Consider the following 22,638-nt stretch of genomic DNA (forward strand, 5'->3'; position numbering starts at 1 on the left):
GGTCAGCCCGGTGCGGGCGTCTTGGTCCGGTGGTCCTTCAGGTGCAGGTCTCCACCGAGCTTCCGCTGGACGCGCTCCAGCACGGCACGGCTGGACAGCGCGGTCCACAGGTGCCCGACCAGGTGCGGGCTGTACTCGGGGGCGGCGTCCATCCACTCGTCCTTGCCCCGCTGGGTGGCGAAGGTGGTGAGGAAGAACTCGCCCATCGGCGTCGCGCAGTGTCCCTGCCGCAGCTCGGCCGCCTCGATCTGGATCTCCGGCCGGCAGCCGAGCCTGGCCGCCAGCTGCTCGACGGTGAGCGGCGCGTCCTCCGGCGTCGCGGCGGGTGGTCCGTCCTGCGGTGCCGCCTCGCCGTACCCGTCACCGGCCGGGCCGCCGGAGACCGAGCAGGCCGTGGAGAGCACGACGGCGAGCACCAGGGTGCCCAGATATCGCGGATGTAGCGTCACATCACGAGATACGCCGCTCCGCCCCGTGCAGTTCAACCCGCCGGGAACCGGTCGAGGAGGGCCTGCTCGGTGATGGGGTCCTCGTGGGTGCCCGGGACCGTGCAGGCGTGGGCGCCGGCGAGCGCGCCGAGACGCACGCACTCCTCGACCGGGCGGTCCCGCAGCCTGCCGTACAGGAAGCCGCTGACGAAGGCGTCCCCCGCGCCGTTGCTGTCGGCCACCGGGCCGGGCAGCGGGGTGGCGGGGAAGTGCCGCAGGCCGCCGGCGTCCAGGACGTGGCAGCCGTCGGCGCCCGCCGTGCAGACGACGGTCTCCGCGCGGCCCCGGTCGCGGATGTCGCGCATGACCTTCTCCCGGCGCGCGCCGAGGGCGGTCTCCGAGAGGAAGACCAGGCCCGAGGAGTGGGCGAAGTCGCGGTGGTGGTCGTTCTCGCCGTCCCAGTCGTGCAGGTCGGTGGAGACGGTGGCGGCGGGCCGCCCCTCCAGATCGGGGTAGACGTGCCGGGAGAAGTCGGTGATCGACACGTGGACGTGCCGGGCGTGGCGGACGGCGTCGAGGTACAGCTCGCGCGGGAGCCGCTCCCCCGGCTCGGCGCGCGGGTCGAACAGGGAGGTGCGGCGCCCGTCGGGGCCGACGAGCAGCACGCTGCGCCGGGTGCCCTGGGGGGCGGGGGCCCAGCCCGCCTCGATGCCCCGCTCGGCGAAGTACCCCCGGATGAACCGGCCCTGGGGATCGTCGCCGACCAGGTCGACGAGCTTCACCCGCAGGCCCAGGGCGTGGCAGCCGAGCGCGACGCCGCTGCCGGTGTTGCCGATCCGGTCGATCACCGGGGGCACGGCGTAGGTGTCGGCGTACGGCAGGGGCAGCACGGGCACGTAGACGGTGGTGTCGACGCCGGTTCCGCCGATCACGACCACATCGTGGGTCACTGTTGTCGAGGATCCTCTCCGGGAAGGCGCGGTCGCCGGCGACCGGCGGCCACGGGTGAACGGTCCGGGAGTCCTCACTCGGGAGTGCTCCCCGGACGGGACGGCGGCCGGGAGGCGGCCGTCGTCAGCGGTTGACCAGGGGGCCGGAACCGGTGGAGCCGCGCACCACCAGCTCGGGCTGGAAGACGAGTTCGACGTGCTTGGCGGGCGCCCCGTTGATCTCCTCCACGAGGGTCTCCACGGCGGCCGAGGCCATCGCGCCGATCGGCTTGCGCACGGTGGTCAGCGGCGGGTCGGTGAAGGCGATCAGCGGTGAGTCGTCGAACCCCACCACCGACACGTCGTCCGGCACCTGCAGCCCACGGTCCCGGCAGGCCCGGATGACTCCCAGCGCCATCAGGTCGGAGGCGCACACGATGCCGGTGCACCCCCGCTCCAGCAGCTTCACCGCGGCGGCCTGGCCGCCCTCGACCGAGAACAGCGAGTGCGAGATCAGCTCGTCCACCTCGGCCGTCCCGAGCAGCTGCGCCATCGACTGCCGGTAGCCCTCGATCTTGCGGATCACCGGCACGAACCGGCGGGGCCCGACGGCCATGCCGATGCGCTCGTGGCCGAGGTCCACCAGGTGCTGTACGGCCAGCCGCGCGGCGAGCCGGTCGTCCGGCGAGATGAAGGGGGCGTCGATCTGGTCGCTGTAGCCGTCCAGCAGGACGATCGGCAGCCCGCGGTCGGTGAGCCGGGTGTAGCGGTCCATCCGGGCGGTGACGTCGGCGTGCAGGCCGGAGACGAAGACGATGCCGCTGACCCCGCGGTCGATCAGCAGCTCGGTGAACTCGTCCTCGGGCGCGCCGCCGGGCAGCTGGGTGCAGAGCACGGGCGTGTAGCCGTGCTGGGTCAGCGCCTTCTCGATCGCCTGGGCGAAGGCCGGGAAGATCGGGTTGTCCAGCTCCGGCGTGACCAGCCCCACCAGCCCGTTGCTGCGCTGGCGCAACCGCTGCGGACGCTCGTAGCCCATCAGGTCCAGCGCCGTCAGCACCGCCTGCCGGGTGGCCGCCGAGACCCCCGGCTTGCCGTTGAGCACCCGGCTCACCGTGGCCTCGCTCACTTTTGCCTGGACGGCGATGTCGGCCAGCCGGGTGCCGGCTCCGTCGGGACGAGGCCGGGGCATCCGCGTTACTTCACCGTCCATCGCAGTACCTCACCATGGGGGCGGATGGCGCGCAAGCCGGGCGGGCTCCGCACGGGCGCTCCACCCCCACCCATGGAACTCTTTTCCGAAACTTTCCGCAAACTTTAACATCTCTGGCTCGCCCGGGTAACGAAGTACCAAAATCTGGCGATAAGAACAGCCAGCTACTCACGAGAGACAGAGATGTGACCAGGAGGTGTGCGATTTCTAACGACATCTATGGACACACGGGTACGTGTCGCGATGTACTACCTCATCAATCACAGGGTTGGATCCGGACATCCACGTCCGGGAGGAACGAGCGCGCATGAGTACCGTCGTCCTGGACAACGTCACCAAGGTGTACCCCGGGGGATACCTGGCGGTCGACCGGATGAACCTGCGTGCCGGTGACGGAGAGTTCCTGGTCCTCCTCGGACCCTCGGGCTGCGGGAAGTCCACCCTGCTCCGGATGATCGCGGGGCTGGAGGAGGTGACCTCGGGCGACCTGTGGCTCGGCGGCGAGCTGGCCAACGACCTCGCGCCACGCGACCGCGACGTCGCGATGGTCTTCCAGAACGGCGCGCTCTACCCGCACCGCACCGTACGGGGCAACCTCTCCTTCCCCCTGGAGATCGCCAAGGCCGATCCGGCGCTGGTCCAGGAGCGCGTCACCGAGCTGTCCAAGGCGCTGCACATCGACGAGACCCTCAACCGCCGTCCTGGAACGCTCTCAGGCGGCCAGCGGCAGCGGGTCGCGATGGGCCGCGCGATCGTGCGCCAGCCCTCGCTGTTCCTGATGGACGAGCCGCTGTCCAACCTGGACGCCGGCATGCGCACCGAGCTGCGGATGGAGATCTCCGCGCTGGTCCGCTCCCTCGGGGTGACCACCATCTACGTGACGCACGACCAGGTCGAGGCGCTCACGCTCGCCGACCGGATCGCCATCATGAACCGCGGCGTGCTCCAGGACGTGGGCACCCCCGGGCAGGTCTACAACGACCCGGCCACCGCCTTCACCGCGGCCTTCCTCAACTCCCAGCAGCTCAACCTGCTCGCGGCGACCGTCCGCACGCCGCAGAACCAGTTCATCCTGCTGGACTTCGGCCCGCACCAGATCACCATCCCGTGGACCGATCCGCGCGCCTACGCGATCTCCCAGCACGTGGGCAGCCAGATCCTCGTCGGCCTGCGGCCCGACTGCCTGGCCCCGGTCCCGGAGACCTTCGAGGGGCCCGTCTTCCTCGGGCGGGTGCGCGCCCTGGAGTACCACGGCCACGAGTGGCTCGCCTACGTCGAGTCCGGCATCACCTCGATGCCCGTCCCCGAGCCCCCGGACCCCCGGCTGAACGCCCGCACGGGCGAGACCTCCCAGGGCAGCAGGATCCGCTCGATGATGCGCCGGCTCCTGCCCAGCGCGGACGTCGACCCCGAGCCCCAGTACCAGAGCCAGGAGCAGGCGGGCGGCGGCACCCACCGCAGGGCCGACCTCATCGTCCGCGTCGGCTCCCGGCCCGTCTGGCGCGCGGGCGAGCCGGCCCGGGTCGGCGTCGACGCCACGCGTCTGCTGCTGTTCACCGCCGACGGCTCCCGCATCGACCCGCCGCACCGCTGACCCGCCCCGCCGGGCTGTGTTCACCGGCCCGCTCCGCCGGGCTGTGTTCACCGGCCCGCTCCGCCGGGCGGGGCGTCAGGCGGAGGCGGCCATGATGGAGACGATCTCCAGGACCCGGTTGGCACGGTCCACCTCCGCGCGATGGAAGGGCGGGCCCTCCGTGCGGGCCAGGACCACGTGGAGGGCCGCCCCGGGAACCGGGAGGCTCATCAGCCGGTAGGGTCCCGAGGTCAGCACCGAGGGGCGCAGGGACGCGAGATCCCCGATCTTGACGCCGACCAGGCTGCCGGTCTCGTCGAGCGTGTCCGGAGCCTGCCAGCTGCGGTGGACGAGCTCTCCCCCGGCGGAGACGGCGACCGCCCACTCCGCGCCCACGAGACCGGGGACCGCGTCCACCAGCGTGGGATAGGCCCGCGAGGGATCGGCGGCGACGTGGCGGAGCAGGTCGTAGTCGGGGGCGGCGCCGGGGGTCTCCCGGGTGGGCCAGACACCCTCGACGCGCAGCCCGGGGACCACCGGCAGGCGGTCCCGGACCGCCTCGGCGTCCGGAGCCCCGGGACAGGAGACGATGAAGTCGTCCACCGCACGGCCGGTCTCCCGTTCCAGCACCGTCACCTGGAGGATGTCCGCACCGAGCGTGCCGAGCACCCGGGCCACCTGTCCCAGGGCGCCCGGCCGGTCGGGAAAGGAAACCCTGAGCCGCAGTATCATCACCGTCCACCTCTCTTCGGACATCAGGGTGCCCTGGACAGGTTTCACCAATGTTCTGGGATGGTGTCCAGAATATGTCCCCGCTCCGCGGCGACCTGCGGGAGGGCCGCCGGTGACGGGACGGCTACTGCTGGTAGGCGCCGGCGGCCGGGTTCGCGGGCAGGGGACGGCCGGACAGGTCGCGGGCCAGAGCGGCTCCGCCGTACCAGGACGGGCCGAGCTTGACGCCGCGCCCGAACACCGGGGAACCGGGACCGGGGCGCATGTTCCCGGCGCTGCGGAAGCGGGGATCGGCCATCACGGACTTGGGGCCGAGCTTGAACTTCCTGCGGCCCTGGTAGACGCTCCCCGCCTCGTCGGCGCCCTTGCCGTCCTCGAAGCCGGCCGTCCCGCCGACCACGATGACGTTGTTGCGGAGCTTCAGGATGGCGGGCGAGCAGCCGTGGTGGCAGGACCAGCCGATGGTGTCGCGTCCGGGCAGGCGGACCGTGTTGTGCACGGCGACGGTGCCCTTCACCGGGCCGACGCTGTGCCTGGCGCCCCGGGTGACCAGGAAGGCCGCGCGCCTGCGGGAGGAGGTGACCAGGTTGTGCGCGAACACGTTGCCGGTGGCGGTCTTGCCCTTCTGGGCGCCGAGTTCCACGAAGGTCTCGTTGTTGCGCGCGATGTTGTGGGTGACGCGGTTGCGGTCGCCGTTGTAGACCTCGACGGCGGCTCCGTCGGCGCGGTAGTCGTGGCTGGCCGCGTAGCTGCCGGTGATGAGGTTGCCGGTGATGAGGTTGTCGTCGCCGTTGAGCAGCACGCCGAAGGCGCCGGAGTCGTCGTCGCCGCCCCTGGTGTTGACGCTCATCCGGTCGTTGCCGGTCAGGACGCTGTCCTTGACCGTGTTGTGGGCGCCCATGATGTGCACGCCGCTGATGTTGCCGTCGGCCTGCACGGCGTCGAGCACGTTGCGGTCGCCGCTCACCTCGAAGCCGGACCACATGCACCTGCTGGCCCTGATCCCGATCACCCGCACGTAGGAGCCGGTGATCACCACGCAGTTGCCGTCCCTGCCGCTGATCTTCGGGGACACGCCCTCGCCGTACGTCCCGACGGTGATGGGGGCGGCGGCGGTGCCCCTGCCGCTCAGCGTGAGCGTTCCGGTCCAGCTCCCGCCGCGCTTGAGGCGGACGGCGTCGCCGGGCTTCAGGTCGGCGGCGTTGACGGGGTCCAGGGACTTCCAGGCGGTGGTGACCGAGGTGCCCGCCGCGGAGTCGTCGCCCGCCCGGGAGTCGACGTAGTAGGTCGTCCCGGCGGTCACGGCTCCGGCGGCCGGTACGGGGTTGCCGGCCGGAGCGAGGGCCCCGGAGGAGGCGAGGGCGCCGGCCGCGGCGGCGGCTCCGGGCGCCGCGGCGACCCCGACCGGTGTGGGGCTCCCGGAGGAGGCGAGGGCGCCGGCCGGTGCGGGGGCCAGTAGCCCTCCCACCGCCACGACCCCCACTCCGAGGGCGATCCACCGCTGTCCGGTCCGGTCCATCCGGGCACGCTCCATCAACGTCATAGCTGGCATGGTCAGGGGTGAATACTTCCATACCGTCACCGGTGTCGTCATTTCGCACCCGGGATCCACAGCGAACCGTTACCGCACGCCAGAGGCCATTTCTGGCTCCCATGACCTTTCCCGGACGATCGCTCAGCGTATGATCTTCGGCCCCGAGCCCGTCGATCCGCGCACGATGAACTCCGGCTGGAAGATGAGCTCGGAGTGCTGCCCCGGAGTCCCCGCGATGGCCTCCAGGAGGGTGTGCACCGCGGCGGCGACCATCGACTGCACGGGCTGGCGCACGGTGGTCAGCGGCGGGTCGGTGAAGGCGATCAGCGGCGAGTCGTCGTATCCGACGATCGAGACGTCCCCCGGCACCGTCAGCCCCCGGTCCCGGCAGGCCCGGATCGCCCCCAGCGCCATCAGGTCGGAGGCGCACACGATGCCGGTGCACCCCCGCTCCAGCAGCACCGAGGCGGCGGCCTGGCCGCCCTCGACCGAGAACAGCGAGTGCGAGATCAGCTCGTCCACCTCGGTCGCGCCGAGCAGCTGCGCCATCGCACGCCGGTAGCCCTCGATCTTGCGGATCACCGGCACGAACCTGCTCGGCCCCACCGCCAGGCCGATGCGCTCGTGGCCGAGGTCCACCAGGTGCTGTACGGCCAGCCGCGCGGCGGCCCAGTCGTCCGGTGAGATGAACGGGGCCTGCACATCGCCCGAGTGCCCGTTGAGCAGGACGATCGGCACGCCCTGCCCGAGCAGCCGGGTGTAGCGGTCCTGGTTGGCGGTGACGTCGGCGTGCAGGCCGGAGACGAAGATGATCCCGCTGACCCCGCGCTCGACGAGCATCTCGGTGAACTCGTCCTCGGCGGCGCCGCCGGGCAGCCGGGTGCACAGCAGCGGCGTGTAGCCGTGCTGGGTCAGCGCCTTCTCGATCGCCTGGGCGAAGGCCGGGAAGATCGGGTTGTCCAGCTCCGGCGTGACCAGCCCCACCAGCCCGTTGCTGCGCTGGCGCAACCGCTGCGGACGCTCGTAGCCCATCAGGTCCAGCGCCGTCAGCACCGCCTGCCGGGTGCCCGCCGAGACCCCCGGCTTGCCGTTGAGCACCCGGCTCACCGTGGCCTCGCTGACCCCGGCGTGCGCGGCGATGTCGGCCAGGCGGGCCTGACCGCTCCCGAGCGGGCCGCCGTTGTACGTCATCGCGTCCCCGTCCCCCGTGAACCGCCGTCACGCGCTCTCACGGCCTCATCCCCCGTGGCCCGTGTCGTTACGTGTCATCACGCCCCCACCAGGCGGCGGAGTCCGGCGCGAGCCGTACGGTGCCGTCCTCCACCACAGGAGTGGCACTGGCCAGCAGGAGCCTACCGGGTGCGGGCAGCTCGACCGGCTCCCCGGTCAGGTTGATCGTGACGGCGAGCCCGTCGCCCCGGCGGAAGGCCAGCGTGCCCTGCGGGGAGTCCAGCCAGGTCAGCGGGGCGTCGCCGGAGGCGTCCAGGTCCCGCCGGATCCGCAGAGCCGTGCGGTAGAGGCTCAGCGTGGAGGCGGGGTCGCGCAGCTGCGACTGGACGCTGAGCGGGCCCCAGGAGTCCGGCATGGGCAGCCACGTCGCCTCGATGCCGGGCATGGTGAAGCCGAAGTGCGGCTCCACATCGGCCCACGGGATCGGCACCCGGCAGCCGTCGCGCCCGTCCTCGGGGTTGCGCAGCCGCTGGGGGTCGCGCAGGAACTCCTCGGGCAGGTCGAGCACCTCGGGGAGACCGAGCTCCTCGCCCTGGTAGATGTACGTGGAGCCGGGCAGGGCCAGGGTCAGCAGGGCCGCCGCGCGGGCCCGGCGGAGCCCGAGCTCGCCGTGGCCGTAGCGGGTGACGTGCCGCTTGACGTCGTGGTTGGAGAGCACCCAGGTGGCGGGCGCGCCGACCGAGCCGGCGGACCGCAGCGACTCGTCGATCACCAGGCGGAAGGCCTCGGCGTCCCACGGGGTGGTCAGGAAATGGAAGTTGAACGCCTGGTGCAGCTCGTCCGGGCGGACGTAGTTGGCCAGCCGGTCCAGGGTCGGCACCCAGGCCTCGGCGACGCCGATCCGCTCCCCCGGGTAGGAGTCGAGCAGCCGGCGCCAGGCACGGTGGATCTCGTGCACGCCGTCCTGGTCGAAGAACGGGACCACCTCGGTACCGATCATCTTGACCTGGTCGGGGTGGCCGACGTCGGGCAGGCCCTCGGCCTTGACCATGCCGTGGGAGACGTCGATGCGGAAACCGTCGACCCCCAGGTCGAGCCAGAACCGCAGGATCGACTCGAACTCGGCGTGGACCTCGGGGTTCTCCCAGTTCAGGTCGGGCTGCTCGGGGGCGAACAGGTGCAGGTACCACTGCCCGTCGGCCAGCCGCGTCCAGGCCGGGCCGCCGAAGACCGACTCCCAGTCGTTCGGCGGCAGTTCGCCGTGCGCCCCCTTGCCCTCGCGGAAGATGTAGCGCTCACGCTCGGGGCTGCCCGGCCGGGCGGCCAGGGCCTGCTGGAACCAGACGTGCTGGTCGGAGGTGTGGTTGGGGACCACGTCGACGATCACGCGCAGGTCGTGCGCGTGGGCGTCGTCGATCAGCGCCTTGGCGTCGGCGAGCGAGCCGAAGATCGGGTCCACGTCCCGGTAGTCCGCCACGTCGTAGCCGAAGTCGGCCATCGGAGAGGTGTAGAAGGGGTTCAGCCAGATCGCGTCCACTCCCAGGTCGGCGAGGTACCGCAGGCGGGACCGCACTCCCAGGAGGTCGCCGATGCCGTCACCGTTGCCGTCGGCGAAGCTGCGCACGTAGACCTGGTAGATCACCGCGTCCCGCCACCATCGGGTGGCGGCCTCCGCGGCAGGGTCCACGTGGACGAGCTCGGTCATGTTGTCCCCCGATCAAATAACGACATATCAGGACGTGTTAGCACAGTGGTGTTGCATGGGTTTACGTAGTGTTACGTGGTGGCGCAGGGTGTCACAGCTTCGTGGCGCCGGCGGTGAGACCGGCCACCAGGTTGCGCTGGACGAGCAGGAAGACGACCGCCGCCGGCACCGCGATCAGCACCGCGGCCGCGGTCATCAGGCCCCAGTCGGACCAGTGCTGGCCGACGAACTGCTGCAGGCCGGCCGCGAGGGTTCGCGTGTCGTCCCCCGTCATGAACACCGTGGCGTAGGCGACCTCGCCCCAGGCGGTCATGAAGGAGTAGAACGCGGTGACCGCGAGGCTGGGCCGGGCCAGCGGCAGGATGACCCGCCAGAAGGTGCCGAACGGGCTCAGCCCGTCGATCATGCCGGCCTGGTCGATCTCACGCGGGATGGAGTCGAAGTAGCCCTTCATCATCCACGCGCAGAACGGCACCGCCACCGTCATGTAGGCGATGACCAATCCCGGGATCTGGTTGAGCAGGCCGAGACCGGCCATCAGGTTGTACAGCGGCACGATCAGGATCGCCACCGGGAACATCTGGGTGATCAGCAGCATCCACATGACGCCGCGGTAGCCCGGGAAGCGGAAGCGGCTGATCGCGTACCCGGTCGTCGAGGCCAGGAACACCCCGATGATCGTGGTCAGACCCGCGATGATCACCGAGTTGAGCAGCCAGGACGGGAACTGCGTCTCGGTCAGCACCCGGGTGTAGTTCTCCAGTGAGGAGTCGTCGAAGAGCTTCAGCTCGGTGGACAGCCAGCCGTCGCGCGGCTTGAGCGAGGTCAGGATCAGCCAGACGACGGGGAAGATCGAGATGAGGGACGCGAGGATGAGCGTGCCGTGCAGCAGGATCGAGCTGCCGAGGCTGCGCTCGTCACGGCTGCGGACGCGGCGGCGCCCCGTGGCCCTCCCGGAGGTCCCGGTGTTCACGGTCGCGGTGCTCATCACCAGACCTCCCCTTGCTTGCGCAGCGCGCGGCGGTAGACGACGGCCATCACGACCAGGAGCAGCAGGATGAGCACGCCCCAGGCCGCCGAGCCGGAGTAGTTGCGGATGCCGGTGAAGGCCTCGCGGTAGGCGTAGGTGACCAGGATCTCCGTGGAGCTGCCCGGGCCTCCGCCGGTGATCAGGAAGATCAGCGGGAACATGTTGAACGTCCAGATCGTGCCCAGCAGGATCACGGTGCTGGAGACCGTGCGCAGGCCGGGGATCGTGACGAAGCGGAAGCGCTGCCACGGGGTGGCGCCGTCCACCTCGGCCGCCTCGTAGAGCTCGCGCGGGATCGACTGGAGCCCGCCCAGCAGGGCCAGCATCATGAAGGGGATGCCGATCCAGACGTTGACCGCGATGACCGCGATCTTCGCTGTGGTCGGGTCGTCGAGCCAGCCGACGCCGCCCAGGCCGACGCCCCGCAGCATGGCGTTGATGACGCCGTAGTCGCTGTTGTAGAGGTAGCGCCAGATGAACGCGGCGACGAACGGGGGGATCGCCCACGGCAGGATCAGCAGCACCCGGTAGGCCGAGCGGAAGCGCATCCTCCGGTTGAGCATCAGGGCCAGGCCGAGCCCGATGCCGTAGTGGAGCGCGACGCAGGCCACGGTCCACAGGACCGTCCAGGTGAGCTTCTCCCAGAACAGGCCGCTGCCGAGGATGGAGACGTAGTTGTCCAGCCCGGTGAACTCGTAGGTCGAGGGGATGACGTTGACGCCGATCGTGCGGCCCATGTTGGCCTCGGTGGCGTCGGTCAGGGAGAGGTAGACGCCGCGCACCAGCGGCCAGCCGATCAGCGCGGCGGTGACCACGATGACCGGGGCGACCATGGCCCAGGCGTACCAGTACTGGCTCAGTGAGCGGCGGAGGGGCCCGGGCCGGCCGCCGCGGCCCGGGCCGCGGGCGCCGTCAACGGCGCCCGCGGCCCGGTCCCTGGTCGTGCCGGTCGCACGTCCAGTGGAGGTCGCCACGGATCAGCTCCAGTCCTTGAAGATGCCGCGGTACTTCTCGTCGACGGTCTTGAGCATGTCCGCCGGGGTCGTCTTACCGCCGACCAGGGCCTGGTAGCCCTCCAGCAGCGGCTGGAAGAGCTGGCCGCCCTCGGGGATCCACGGACGGGCGACCGCGGTGTCCATGATCGGCTTGAAGACGGCGACGTCGGCGTTACCCTGGACGTCGGGGTTGTCGTAGGCGGAGGTACGGGTCGGCAGGAGGCTGATCTCCTTGGCGATCCGGGCCTGGTTCTCCGGGGTGCTCATGAAGCGGACGAACTCGTAGGAGGCGTCGATGTTCTTGGAACCGGCGTAGATGGCGTAGTTCCAGCCACCGGTGGGAGCACCTGCCTTGGCCGAGCCCGCGGGAACCGGGGCGATGCCCAGGTTCTCCTTGTCCTTGAACTCCTTGCCCTGGTAGATCTCCGACAGCGCCCACGGGCCGTTGTAGATCATCGCGGCCTTGCCGTCCTTGAGGGCGGTCATCGCGTTGGCGTAGCTGTCCTGGATGGCCGGCTTGGGCGCGGCACCCGAGCTGATCAGGTCGGCGACGGTCTCCATCGCCTTGACGTTCTCGGGGGAGTTGACGGTGATCTTCTTGCCCTGCACGTCGAGCATGTCGCCGCCCTCGCCGTACATGAACGGCAGCAGGAAGTAGGCGTCGACGTTGAGCGCGAGGCCGTTGACGCCGGTCTTCTCCTTGACGTCCAGCGCGGCCTGCTTGAGCTCGGCGACCGTGGCGGGAGCCTTGTCCCAGCCGGCCTTCTTGAGCAGCTTCTTGTTGTAGATCAGCGCCAGGGTGTCGGTGACCTGCGGCACGGCGTAGGTCTTGCCGTTGTACTTGGTGCTGCTCAGCGGCCCGGCCAGGAAGTCGGACTCGTTCTCGACCGCGCGGGTGCCGTCCAGCGGCTGCAGGTAGCCCAGGGAGGCGAACTGGGAGGTCCAGGCGACCTCGGAACGGATCACATCGGGCGCTCCGCTGCCGGACTGGGCCGCGGTCTGGAACTTGTTCTGCGCCTGGTCCGAGGGGACGTTGACGTAGTTGACCTTGATGTTCGGGTACTTCGCCTGGAAGTCCTTGATGAGCGCCTGGAAGGTCGGACCCTCGCTGTCCGGCCGGACGGTGTCCCACCAGGTGATCTCGCCGCTGATCTTGGTCGGGTCGGACGGGGCGGACGTGGGGGCCGCCGTCTCACCGCCATCGCCGCCGCCGCAGGCGGAAACCGCCAGGGCGAGGGCCGCGACGATCGTCACGGCCGAGAAGGCTCGCCGCATGTCTTTCTCCTCATAGCTCAGGGAACCGGCCATGAACGGAAGATCCGCCGGGCCGGTGGTGGAGTACGCCGGACGTTACGCCGACGTGAACCGCTTTGGAAGAACTTGCTGCAAGAGTCTGCAAACTTGTTACATATCGGCCTAACATCCCAAATCAGACCAACCGCTCCGAGGGATGCGCCATCGAGGTTACCCGCACGTCACAGGGGTTTCCCCGGCTTCGATCACCCTTGCGCGGTGGATACGAGAGACCCCTGAGCATCGGGAGAAGGTCCCCATTCAGAAAGTTGCCGCAAGGGATTGCACAGATCATGTCCGATGAGTAACTTCCGGGCAACACCCCCGAAACACCGTGGAGGCCCCGTGCTCTGGCCACTCCCCCCACGGCGCATGAGAACGGCCGCTCCGGCGGGCGCGCTCACGGCCGTGCTGGTCACCGCGTCCCTCTTGACCACGCCCGCCTCCGCGGCGGTCCCGCCCGTTTCCGCGCCGTCCCCGGCGGCCCCATCCCCGACGCCGTCCCCGACGACGCCGGACCGTGCCGCGCAGGCCTCGCGGGCCCCGCTGGTCTCGGCGCTGAGCCGTACCGCGGAGCCCTCCGACCGGGAGCTCGCCCGCGACGCGCTCCGCGCCGACCTGAGCCGCGAGCGCTTCTACTTCGCGATGACCGACCGCTTCGCCAACGGCGACCCCGGCAACGATCGGGGCGGGCTGTCCGGCGACCGGCTCGCCACCGGCTTCGACCCCGCCCACAAGGGCTTCTACCAGGGCGGTGACCTGGAGGGCCTGCTGAAGCGGCTCGACTACATCCAGGGACTCGGCAGCACCGCGCTCTGGATCACCCCGGCGTTCGAGAACCGGCCGGTGCAGGGCACCGGCGACAACGTCTCGGCCGGCTACCACGGCTACTGGATCACCGACTTCACCCGCATCGACCCGCACCTGGGCACCAACGCCCAGATGAAGAAGCTGGTCAAGGAGGCCCACAAGCGCGGGATGAAGGTCTTCTTCGACATCATCACCAACCACACGGCCGACGTGATCGACTACGCGGAGAAGACCTACACCTACCGGTCCAAGGCCGCCCATCCCTACCTCGACGCGGACGGCACGCCGTTCGACGACCGGAAGTACGCCGCCGGGGACACCTTCCCGAAGGTCACGACCCGCTCCTTCCCCTACACGCCGGTCGCGCCGGAGGGCGCCAAGACGCCGTCCTGGCTGAACGACCCGACGATGTACCACAACCGGGGCGACTCCACCTTCAGCGGGGAGAACTCCGAGTACGGCGACTTCTTCGGCCTCGACGACCTGTGGACCGAACGTCCCGAGGTCGTCAGGGGCATGACCGACATCTACAAGACCTGGGTGCGCGAGACCGGCATCGACGGCTTCCGCATCGACACCGCCAAGCACGTCAACATGGAGTTCTGGGAGCGCTTCTCGCCGGCCCTGCGCGGCTACGCGGCCCAGCGCGGCAACAAGCGCTTCTTCATGTTCGGCGAGGTCTACTCCGGCGACCCGGCCTTCACCAGCCGCTACTCCACCCGCGGCGCCATGGACGCCACCCTGGACTTCCCCTTCCAGGAGGCCGCGAGGTCTTTCAGCGGCGGCAAGGAACCCGCCTCCCGGCTGGCCCGGCTGTTCGCCGGGGACGACTACCACATCGACGCCGACGGCAACGCCTCCTCGTTGCCGACCTTCCTCGGCAACCACGACATGGGCCGCATCGGCCGGTTCATGGCGCAGGACAACCCCGGCGCGCCCGACGCCGAGCTGCTCCGGCGCGACCTGCTGGCCCACGAGCTGATGTACCTCACGCGCGGACAGCCGGTCGTCTACTACGGCGACGAGCAGGGCTTCACCGGAAAGGGCGGGGACCAGGACGCCCGCCAGTCCATGTTCGCCTCGAAGACCGCCGGCTACCTGTCCGACGACCTGATCGGCACCGACGCCACCCACGCGCAGGACAACTACACCCCCGCGCACCCGCTCTACCGGGGCATCTCCGCGCTGGCGAAGCTCCGCGACGCCCACCCGGCCCTGGCCGACGGCGCGCAGGTCGAGCGGCTGGCCTCCGGCGGCGTCTACGCGTTCTCCCGGATCGGCGCCAGGGAGCAGGTCGAGTACGTCGTCGCGGTCAACAACGCCGAGCAGGCGGCGACCGTACAGGTGCCGACGTTCTCCGCGAACCTGGGCTTCACCAAGGTGTACGGCGAGGCCGCCGCCTCCGTCACCACCGGCGCCGACGCGAAGCTCGCAGTGACCGTCCCGGCCCTGTCGGCGGTCGTCTACCGGGCCTCGGCGAAACTCGCCGCCCCGTCCGCGGCCCCGGCCGTCTCGATCGCGCTCCCGGGGGCCGAGATCAGGGGCACCGCCGAGGACGGCCGGATCCCGGTCACCGCGACCGTGCCGGGCGCCGGCTTCGACCAGGTCACCTTCGCCGCCAGGGTCGGCGACGGCGGCTGGAGGGTGCTGGGCACCGACGACGCGCCCAACGCCGCGGGCGAGAGCCGTACCTTCCGGGTCTTCCACGACCTGAGGGGCCTCGCGGCGGGCACGAAGATCACTTACAAGGCCGTGGTGAAGGACTCCGCGGGCCGGTTCGCCTCGGCGACCGCCTCGGCGACCGTGGCCCCCGAGCCGGAGCCCGAGGAGCCGGGCGCGGTCAAGCGCGACTGGCTCGTCGTGCACTACCAGCGGGCCGACTACGACGGCTGGGGCCTGCACGTCTGGGGCGACGTCGAGAACCCCACCGACTGGGCGAAGCCCCTCCCGCTGACCGGCGAGGACGCCTACGGCCGCTTCGCCTGGATCAAGCTGAAGCCGGGCGCGACGAACGTCGGGATCATCGCCCACCGGGGCGACGAGAAGGACGGCGGCGACCGGATCGTCAACCCGGCCAAGACCGGTGAGGTCTGGCTGGCCGAGGGCAGGCCGGACACCCACCCCTCCCGCGCCGCGGCCCAGGGGTACGCGACCGTCCACTACAACCGGCCGGACAAGGCCTACGACGGCTGGGGCCTGCACCTGTGGGGCGACGGCCTGGCCGACGGCGTGCCCACCGAGTGGTCCGCGCCGCGGCAGCCGGACGGCACCGACTCCTACGGCGCGTTCTGGAAGATCCCGCTGAAGGACCCCTCGCTCCCGGTCAACTACATCATCCACAAGGGCGACACCAAGGACCCCGGACCCGACCAGGCGTTCACCCCGGCGCGCCAGCCGGACGCCTACGTCAACTCCGGCGCGACGGCGGTCCACCCCACCCGCGCCGCCGCCGAGAACGTCGCGATCCTGCATTACCACCGGCCCGACGGGAACTATGACGGCTGGGGTCTGCACCTGTGGGGCGACGTGGCCAACCCCACCGAGTGGGCGAGCCCGCTCCAGCCCGCGGGAACGGACGGCTTCGGCGTCCACTTCCGCGTCCCCCTGAAAGAGGGGGCGAAGAACGTGAGCTACATCATCCACAAGGGCGACGAGAAGGACCTCCCCGCCAACCAGGCGCTCGACCTCGTGTCCGACGGGCACGAGATCTGGCGGGTCGCGGCCACCGAGGGCCACGTGCTGCCGCAGGCGGCGGTGCGCGGCGCCGACGCCGACCTGTCGAAGTCCTCCGCCCACTGGATCGACCGGACCACCGTCGCCTGGAAGGTGCGGCCCTCGGCCGCGCTGACCTACGCGCTGGCGTTCTCCGCCAAGGGCGGCATCGCCTACGCCAAGGGGGACCTGACCGGCGCCCACCGGCTGATCCGGCTGTCCCCGGGCGCGCTGACCGACGCGCAGAAGGCGAAGTGGCCGCACCTGGCCGGGCACGCCGCGCTCACGGTGGACCCGCGCGACGCCGGCCTGGTGCAGGAGGCGCTGCGCGGCCAGGTGGTGGCCGTCGAGCGGGACGCCTCGGGCGTGCTGCTGACCGCGACCGGCGTGCAGATCCCCGGTGTGCTCGACGACGTCTACGCCGGGGCGGCCGGCGCCGAGCTCGGCCCGGACGCCTCCGGCGCGCTGCCCCGCCTGTCCGTCTGGGCGCCGACCGCGCGCACGGTGGAGCTGGCGCTCTACCGGGACGCCTCGGGCGGGAGCCGCAGCGTGCACGCGATGCGCCGCGACGACGCCACCGGCGTCTGGTCGGTGCGGGGCCTTCCGTCCTGGAAGGGGCGCTACTACACCTTCCTGGTCACGGTCTACTCCCCCGCCGCGGGCAAGGTCGTCACCAACGAGGTGACCGATCCGTACAGCGTCTCGCTGGCCGCCGACTCGGTCCGCAGCCAGCTGGTGGACCTGTCCGACCGGGCCCTGCGGCCCGAGGGCTGGGGCTCCCTGGCCAAGCCCGGGGCGGTGCCGCAGGAGAAGGCGTCGGTCTACGAGTTGCACGTGCGTGACTTCTCCGCCTCCGACGCGACGGTCCCGGCCGAGCGGCGCGGCACCTACGCGGCCTTCACCGGTGACTCCGCGGGCATGAGGGAGCTGCGAGCGCTGGCCGCCGACGGGCTGACCCACGTGCACCTGCTGCCCGTCTTCGACATCGCGACCATCCCGGAGCGCAGGGCCGACCGTACCGAGCCGGACTGCGACCTGGCCGCGCTGCCCGCCGACTCGGCCGAGCAGCAGGAGTGCGTGGCGAAGACGGCCGCCGAGGACGGCTTCAACTGGGGCTACGACCCGCGGCACTACACCGTGCCGGAGGGCTCCTACGCCTCCGACCCGGACGGCGCCGCCCGGATCAGGGAGTTCCGGCAGATGGTCGCGGGCCTGAACGGCGCGGGCCTGCGGGTGGTCATGGACGTGGTCTACAACCACACCCACGCCGCGGGGCAGGACCCCACCTCGGTGCTCGACCGGATCGTGCCCGGCTACTACCACCGGCTGCTGGACGACGGCGCGGTGGCCACCTCCACCTGCTGCGCCAACACCGCGCCCGAGCACGCCATGATGGGCAAGCTGGTCGTCGACTCCGTCGTCACCTGGGCGAAGCAGTACAAGATCGACGGCTTCCGGTTCGACCTGATGGGCCACCACCCCAAGGCGAACATGGTCGCCGTGCGCGAGGCCCTGGACGAGCTGACCCTCGCCAGGGACGGCGTGGACGGCAAGTCGATCATCCTGTACGGCGAGGGCTGGAACTTCGGCGAGGTCGCCGACGACGCCCGGTTCGAGCAGGCGACCCAGCTCAACATGGCCGGGACCGGCATCGGCACCTTCAACGACCGGCTGCGCGACGCGGTGCGCGGCGGCGGCCCGTTCGACCCCGACCCCCGGGTGCAGGGCTTCGGCTCCGGCCTGGCCGGGTCGCCGAACGGCTCGCCGGCCAACGGCACCGCCGAGCAGCAGCGGGCCCGGCTGCTGCGCTACCACGACCTGATCAAGGTGGGTCTCGCCGGCAACCTGCGCGACTACCGCTTCACCGCCTCCTCCGGCCGGCAGGTCAAGGGCTCGGAGGTCGACTACAACGGCGCCCCGGCCGGATACACCGCGGCGCCGGGCGAGGCCGTGACCTACGTGGACGCCCACGACAACGAGACGCTGTTCGACGCGCTGGCCTACAAGCTGCCGCAGGCGACCTCGATGTCCGACCGGGTGCGCATGCAGACGCTCTCGCTGGCCACGTCCGTGTTGTCGCAGGGCACCGCGTTCGTGCACGCGGGCAGCGAGCGGCTGCGCTCCAAGTCGCTGGACCGCAACTCCTACGACTCCGGCGACTGGTTCAACCGGCTGTTGTGGGACTGCGCCCAGGGCAACGGCTTCGGCGCGGGCCTGCCGCCCAAGGCCGACAACGAGGACAAGTGGCCCTACGCCAAGCCCCTGCTCGCCGACCCCGCGCTCAAGCCGGACTGCGCCGCGATCGGCTCGGCCCGGAGCGGGTACGGCGAGCTGCTGAAGATCCGCTCCTCCTCGCCCGCCTTCGCACTGGGCTCCCTGGCCGAGGTGCAGAAGCGGCTGTCGTTCCCGGGTGCCGGGAGCGCGGAGACCCCGGGTGTGGTGACCATGCACCTGGACGCCTCCGGGATCGACCCGAAGTGGAAGTCGGTCACCGTCGTCTTCAACGCGACCCCCGAGCGGCAGGCGCAGGCCGTGCCCGCGCTCAAGGGCGGCCAGGTGGCCCTCCACCCGGTCCAGGCGGAGGGCGGCGACCCCGTCGTGAAGCAGTCGGCGTTCGACGCCGCCACCGGCACGCTGACGGTCCCGGCCCGCACGGTCGCCGTCTTCGTGCAGTCCTAGCAGGCCCCGGGACCGTCTGAACGGGCGGCCCCGGAAAGAGATCGGGCCGTCCGGGGAACGGCCCCGAGAACGCCCGGACCGCTCCGGTCCGGGACTGCCACCGGGCCGGGTGTTGCAGCACCCGGCCCGGCACGGGAACCCATCCATCACTCCTGGAGGCCCCACCGTGGAATCCTACAAATCCCCTGACCCCCGGCCCTCCGTCCCCCGATCACCCGCCCTCCGGCCCTCCGTCCCCCGATCACCCGCCCTCCGGCCCTCCGCCCGCAGGACGCGCACCCGTACGGCCCTGGCCGCCGCGGCGCTGAGCGTCCTGGCGGGCGCCGCCGTGCTCGTGCCCGTCACGCTCGGCGCCACCTCCTCCGCCGCCGCCGTCCAGGCCGCTCCCCCGGCCGGCACCGGTCCCATCGTCAAGCTCTGGAGCTGGAACTGGAACTCAGTCGCGCGCGAGTGCACCGACGTGCTCGGCCCGGCCGGGTACGGCGCCGTCCAGGTCTCCCCGCCGCACGACTCGATGAGCAAGGGCGGCTCGGTCTGGTGGGACGTCTACCAGCCCGCCCGCTACACGCTCACCAGCAAGTTCGGCGACGAGAACGCCTTCAAGAACATGATCGACGCCTGCCACGGCGCGGGCGTCAAGGTGCACGTCGACGCGGTCATCAACCACATGACCGGTCAGGGCAGCACCAGCTACGGCGGCTACTCCTTCAGCAAGTACGACTATCCCGGCCTCTACTCCTCCTGGGACTTCCGCAACTCGCCCTCCTGCGTCATCGACGACGAGGACTACAAGAAGAACGGCTGGCGGGTGCAGAACTGCGAGCTGGTCAGCCTGGCCGACCTCGACACCGGATCCGGGTACGTCCGCGACCAGATCGCCGGCTGGCTCAACAGGCTCACTGCCCTGGGGGTCGACGGCTTCCGCATCGACGCGGCCAAGCACATCCACCCCGACGACCTGGCCGCCATCAAGGCCAAGCTGACCGGCTCGCCGTACCTGCACCTGGAGGTCATCTACGGCGAGGGTGAGGCGGTCCAGCCGAGCCAGTACACCGGCATCGGCGACGTGCACGAGTTCGTCTTCGGCCGCAAAATGAAAGAGCAGTTCACCGGCCAGATCAAGTGGCTGAGGACGTTCGGCGAGAGCTGGGGACTGTCGGTGCCCGGCGACAGGGCCGTGACGTTCGTCGACAACCACGACACCGAGCGCAAGGACGCCTCCAAGAACGACGCCACGCTCAACTACAAGTACGGCGACACCTACAAACTGGCCAACGTCTTCATGCTGGCCTGGCCGTACGGCACGCCGCGCGTCTACTCCTCCTTCACCTGGACCGACAAGGAGGCCGGGCCGCCCTCGGCCAACGGCGGCTTCGTCACCGACACCGACTGCGGCAACGGGCGCTGGACCTGCTTCCACCGCCAGATGACCGGGATGGTGGGCTTCCACAAGGCCGTGGCGGGCACCGCCGTGGCCAACTGGTACGACAACGGCGACAACCTGATCGCCTTCAGCCGCGGGAACAAGGGCTGGGTCGCCATCAACAACCAGAGCGGCTCCCTCACCCGCACCTTCACCACCGGCCTGCCCGCCGGGACCTACGCCAACGTCGCCGGGAGCGGCTCGGTGACCGTGGGCTCCGACGGCACCGCGAACGTCACCGTCCCCGCCAGGAGCGCGGTCGCCGTCCACGTCGGCGGCGGCCCCACCCCGACCCCGACGGCCACCCCCTCCCCGACGGTGAGCCCCGGAAAGATCGCCGCCTCCTTCGACGCGAACGTGACCACCTACTGGGGCCAGAACGTCTTCGTCGTCGGCGACGTGGCCGAGCTGGGCTCCTGGAACCCGGAGAACGCGGTGGCGCTGTCGTCGGCCGACTACCCCGTCTGGAAGGCCACGGTCAGCCTGCCCGCCGGAAGGACGGTCTCCTACAAGTACATCAAGAAGAACCCCGACGGCTCGGTGACCTGGGAGAGCGACCCCAACCGCTCCTTCACCACCCCGGCGTCCGGCACGGTGACCCGTACCGATACCTGGCGCTGACCCCGTACCGGCGATGAGCGGCACGGGCGCGGGCCGTGCCCGTGCCGCTCACCCGCCGGCGCCCAGGCCGGCCAGGAGCCGCAGGGCGTCCGCGGAGGGGCTGCCGGGGGCCGCCGTGAGCACCAGCAGCTCCATGCCTGACTCATCCGGCGGCGCGAAGTTCTCCTGATGCAGCTCCAGTTCCCCGACCAGGGGGTGCCGGTACGCCTTGCGCCCGTGCATCCGCGCGCGCACGTCCGCCCGGGCCCACAGGCGCCGGAAGCGCTCGCTGCCCATCGCCAGCTCCCCTATCAGCGAGGCCAGGCGCGGATCCTCGGGGTACTTGCCGGCGGCCAGGCGCAGATGCCCGACCACGTCGAGGGTGCACCGGTCCCAGTCGGCGTACAGGCCGCGCTCGTCCTCCTCCAGGAAGATGTGCCGGGCCGTGTTCAGACCTTTCACCGGGCGGCCGTACAGCAGTTCGGCGAGGCGGTTGCCGGCGGCGGCGTCGAGGCGGTGGTCGACGATGAGCGCGGGCGCGTCGGTGATCAGGTCCAGGACCCGCAGCAGTTCGGGGCGCAATCGCCCGGTGGGCGACTTCGCCTTCCGGCGCCGCCGCAGGGCCAGCCGGTACAGGTGCCCGCGTTCGGTGTCGTCGAGCCCGAGGACCCGCGCGAGCGCGTCGAGTACCTGCTCCGAGGGCTGCGTGGCGCGGCCCTGCTCCAGGCGCACGTAGTAGTCGACGCTCACTCCGGACAGGTGCGCGACCTCTTCACGGCGCAGCCCCTGGACCCGGCGGCGGCTGCCGGCCGGGATGCCCGCCCCTGCCGGGTCGACCCGGGAGCGGCGGGTGCGCAGGAATCCCGCGAGATCGTCCATGGGCCCAGTATCCCGTGGGCGCCGGCGGTGAAGGTGGCCCTGCCGTTACCAGGAACCCGGGTCCGGCGGAAGAGGCGCCCCTGAACGGCGGCGGCCCGGGTGCGGAGGATCGGAGGCACCCGACCCGAAGGAGTTCACGTGAAGACTCTGATCGTCTACGCACACCCGGAGCCGAGGTCGCTCAACGGCTCGCTGAAGGACCTGGCGGTGGCCACACTGGAGAAGGCGGGGCACGAGGTGCGGGTCAGCGACCTGTACGCAATGCGCTGGAAGGCGGTCGTGGACGCCGGGGACTTCGGCCCGTCCGCTTCGAGCCCGCTGAGAGTCGCCGCGGACTCGGGACGGGCCTTCGACACCGGGACCCTCACCCCGGACGTCCGCGCCGAGCAGGAGAAGCTGCTGTGGGCGGAAATGATCATTTTCCAGTTCCCGTTGTGGTGGTACACCATGCCGGCGATCCTCAAAGGCTGGGTCGACCGGGTCTTCACCTACCACTTCGCGTACGGCGTCGGCGAGCACAGCGACGTCAAGTACGGGGAGCGTTTCGGTGAGGGGACCCTCGCGGGCAGGCGGGCGCTGCTGTCGGTGACCGTCGGCGGCCCGGAGTCGCACTACGCCGAGCGCGGGATCAACGGCCCGATCGACGACCTGCTGTTCCCGATCCACCACGGGATCCTTTACTACCCGGGGATCGAGGTGCTGCCGCCGTTCGTGCTGTACGGCGCGGACCGGACCACCGGTGAGGACTTCCCGGACATCGCCAAGGCGTGGGAGCAGCGGCTGCTGACCTTGGAGTCGACCGAGCCGATCGCCTTCCGGCGGCAGAACTCCGGCGACTACGAGATCCCCTCGCTGCACCTGAGGGAGGGGCTGGAGCCCGCAGGCCGCTCGGGTTTCAGGCTGCACGTGCGGACCTGAGGCCGATCCGGCCCCGGG

Annotated in this window: 15 protein-coding genes; 4 read left to right on the plus strand and 11 right to left on the minus strand. The window is 71.0% G+C overall.

The genetic code is table 11. From position 1 onward, the window contains the following. Nucleotides 1-2 precede the first annotated feature (2 nt). The 3 genes from IEZ08_RS02005 to IEZ08_RS02015 form a co-directional block, all read right to left on the minus strand. Nucleotides 3-449 carry a hypothetical protein gene (locus IEZ08_RS02005; protein WP_084779999.1) on the minus strand — a complete coding sequence of 149 codons (447 nt, stop codon included), beginning with the start codon at nucleotides 447-449 and terminating at the stop codon, nucleotides 3-5. A gap of 32 nt (nucleotides 450-481) precedes the next feature. Then, nucleotides 482-1,378, minus strand: coding sequence for a carbohydrate kinase family protein (locus tag IEZ08_RS02010; protein WP_068923004.1), 897 nt, complete (start codon nucleotides 1,376-1,378; stop codon nucleotides 482-484). A 124-nt stretch (nucleotides 1,379-1,502) separates the two neighbouring features. Beyond that, nucleotides 1,503-2,546: a LacI family DNA-binding transcriptional regulator gene (locus IEZ08_RS02015; RefSeq protein WP_229802859.1), complete on the minus strand. Its 1,044-nt coding sequence runs from the start codon at nucleotides 2,544-2,546 to the stop codon at nucleotides 1,503-1,505. Nucleotides 2,547-2,874: 328 nt separating this feature from the next. On the opposite strand from IEZ08_RS02015, the gene IEZ08_RS02020 reads away from it, so the two are divergent. Further along, the gene (locus IEZ08_RS02020) at nucleotides 2,875-4,161 is read left to right on the plus strand and encodes an ABC transporter ATP-binding protein (RefSeq protein ID WP_068923002.1); all 1,287 of its coding nucleotides are present in this window, start codon (nucleotides 2,875-2,877) and stop codon (nucleotides 4,159-4,161) included. 75 nt (nucleotides 4,162-4,236) lie between these two features. Here the strand turns inward: IEZ08_RS02020 and IEZ08_RS02025 are convergent, their stop codons facing one another. The 7 genes from IEZ08_RS02025 to IEZ08_RS02055 all read right to left on the minus strand — a co-directional run bounded on the left by IEZ08_RS02025 (nucleotide 4,237) and on the right by IEZ08_RS02055 (nucleotide 12,581). Beyond that, complete coding sequence (locus tag IEZ08_RS02025; protein WP_068928696.1) at nucleotides 4,237-4,872, minus strand: ACT domain-containing protein; 636 nt, start codon at nucleotides 4,870-4,872, stop codon at nucleotides 4,237-4,239. 124 nt (nucleotides 4,873-4,996) lie between these two features. Next, on the minus strand, nucleotides 4,997-6,415 hold the full coding sequence (locus IEZ08_RS02030; protein ID WP_229802860.1) for a NosD domain-containing protein: 1,419 nt from the start codon (nucleotides 6,413-6,415) through the stop codon (nucleotides 4,997-4,999). Nucleotides 6,416-6,547: 132 nt separating this feature from the next. Then, nucleotides 6,548-7,597: a LacI family DNA-binding transcriptional regulator gene (locus IEZ08_RS02035; RefSeq protein WP_068923001.1), complete on the minus strand. Its 1,050-nt coding sequence runs from the start codon at nucleotides 7,595-7,597 to the stop codon at nucleotides 6,548-6,550. Between the two features lie 67 nt (nucleotides 7,598-7,664). After that, a complete protein-coding gene (locus IEZ08_RS02040) occupies nucleotides 7,665-9,281 on the minus strand; it encodes a glycoside hydrolase family 13 protein (protein ID WP_068923000.1) in 1,617 nt (538 codons plus the stop codon). Nucleotides 9,282-9,372: 91 nt separating this feature from the next. After that, a complete protein-coding gene (locus tag IEZ08_RS02045; protein ID WP_068922999.1) occupies nucleotides 9,373-10,269 on the minus strand; it encodes a sugar ABC transporter permease in 897 nt (298 codons plus the stop codon). After that, nucleotides 10,269-11,285: a carbohydrate ABC transporter permease gene (locus IEZ08_RS02050; protein ID WP_068922998.1), complete on the minus strand. Its 1,017-nt coding sequence runs from the start codon at nucleotides 11,283-11,285 to the stop codon at nucleotides 10,269-10,271. The genes IEZ08_RS02045 and IEZ08_RS02050 overlap by 1 nt, the downstream gene beginning before the upstream one ends. 3 nt (nucleotides 11,286-11,288) lie before the next feature. Beyond that, the gene (locus IEZ08_RS02055; protein ID WP_189241541.1) at nucleotides 11,289-12,581 is read right to left on the minus strand and encodes an extracellular solute-binding protein; all 1,293 of its coding nucleotides are present in this window, start codon (nucleotides 12,579-12,581) and stop codon (nucleotides 11,289-11,291) included. Between the two features lie 390 nt (nucleotides 12,582-12,971). Here IEZ08_RS02055 and pulA point away from each other — a divergent pair, with 390 nt between their 5' ends. Further along, nucleotides 12,972-18,800, plus strand: a complete 5,829-nt coding sequence (gene pulA, locus IEZ08_RS02060; RefSeq protein ID WP_229802861.1) for a pullulanase-type alpha-1,6-glucosidase — start codon at nucleotides 12,972-12,974, stop codon at nucleotides 18,798-18,800. Nucleotides 18,801-18,966: 166 nt separating this feature from the next. Further along, entirely contained in the window at nucleotides 18,967-20,844 is a 1,878-nt protein-coding gene (locus IEZ08_RS02065; RefSeq protein WP_229802862.1) for a carbohydrate-binding module family 20 domain-containing protein, read from the plus strand. Nucleotides 20,845-20,892: 48 nt separating this feature from the next. Here IEZ08_RS02065 and IEZ08_RS02070 read toward each other — a convergent pair whose 3' ends face one another. Next, nucleotides 20,893-21,702 carry a helix-turn-helix transcriptional regulator gene (locus IEZ08_RS02070; protein WP_068922994.1) on the minus strand — a complete coding sequence of 270 codons (810 nt, stop codon included), beginning with the start codon at nucleotides 21,700-21,702 and terminating at the stop codon, nucleotides 20,893-20,895. A gap of 138 nt (nucleotides 21,703-21,840) precedes the next feature. Between IEZ08_RS02070 and IEZ08_RS02075 the strand changes: the two genes are divergently transcribed. After that, nucleotides 21,841-22,620: an NAD(P)H-dependent oxidoreductase gene (locus IEZ08_RS02075; RefSeq protein ID WP_068922993.1), complete on the plus strand. Its 780-nt coding sequence runs from the start codon at nucleotides 21,841-21,843 to the stop codon at nucleotides 22,618-22,620. The last annotated feature ends 18 nt before the right edge of the window (nucleotides 22,621-22,638 follow it).

It is taken from the genome of Planobispora rosea, assembly GCF_014648175.1.
Taxonomy (GTDB): Bacteria; Actinomycetota; Actinomycetes; order Streptosporangiales; family Streptosporangiaceae; genus Planobispora; species Planobispora rosea.

Coding starts and splice junctions, on each gene's coding strand:
- IEZ08_RS02055 (WP_189241541.1), bottom strand. CDS start 12,581: ATGCGGCGAGCCTTCTCGGCCGTGACGATCGTCGCGGCCCTCGCCCTG.
- IEZ08_RS02030 (WP_229802860.1), bottom strand. CDS start 6,415: ATGACGTTGATGGAGCGTGCCCGGATGGACCGGACCGGACAGCGGTGG.
- IEZ08_RS02045 (WP_068922999.1), bottom strand. CDS start 10,269: ATGAGCACCGCGACCGTGAACACCGGGACCTCCGGGAGGGCCACGGGG.
- IEZ08_RS02070 (WP_068922994.1), bottom strand. CDS start 21,702: ATGGACGATCTCGCGGGATTCCTGCGCACCCGCCGCTCCCGGGTCGAC.
- IEZ08_RS02040 (WP_068923000.1), bottom strand. CDS start 9,281: ATGACCGAGCTCGTCCACGTGGACCCTGCCGCGGAGGCCGCCACCCGA.
- pulA (WP_229802861.1), top strand. CDS start 12,972: ATGAGAACGGCCGCTCCGGCGGGCGCGCTCACGGCCGTGCTGGTCACC.
- IEZ08_RS02025 (WP_068928696.1), bottom strand. CDS start 4,872: ATGATACTGCGGCTCAGGGTTTCCTTTCCCGACCGGCCGGGCGCCCTG.
- IEZ08_RS02015 (WP_229802859.1), bottom strand. CDS start 2,546: ATGCCCCGGCCTCGTCCCGACGGAGCCGGCACCCGGCTGGCCGACATC.
- IEZ08_RS02035 (WP_068923001.1), bottom strand. CDS start 7,597: ATGACGTACAACGGCGGCCCGCTCGGGAGCGGTCAGGCCCGCCTGGCC.
- IEZ08_RS02020 (WP_068923002.1), top strand. CDS start 2,875: ATGAGTACCGTCGTCCTGGACAACGTCACCAAGGTGTACCCCGGGGGA.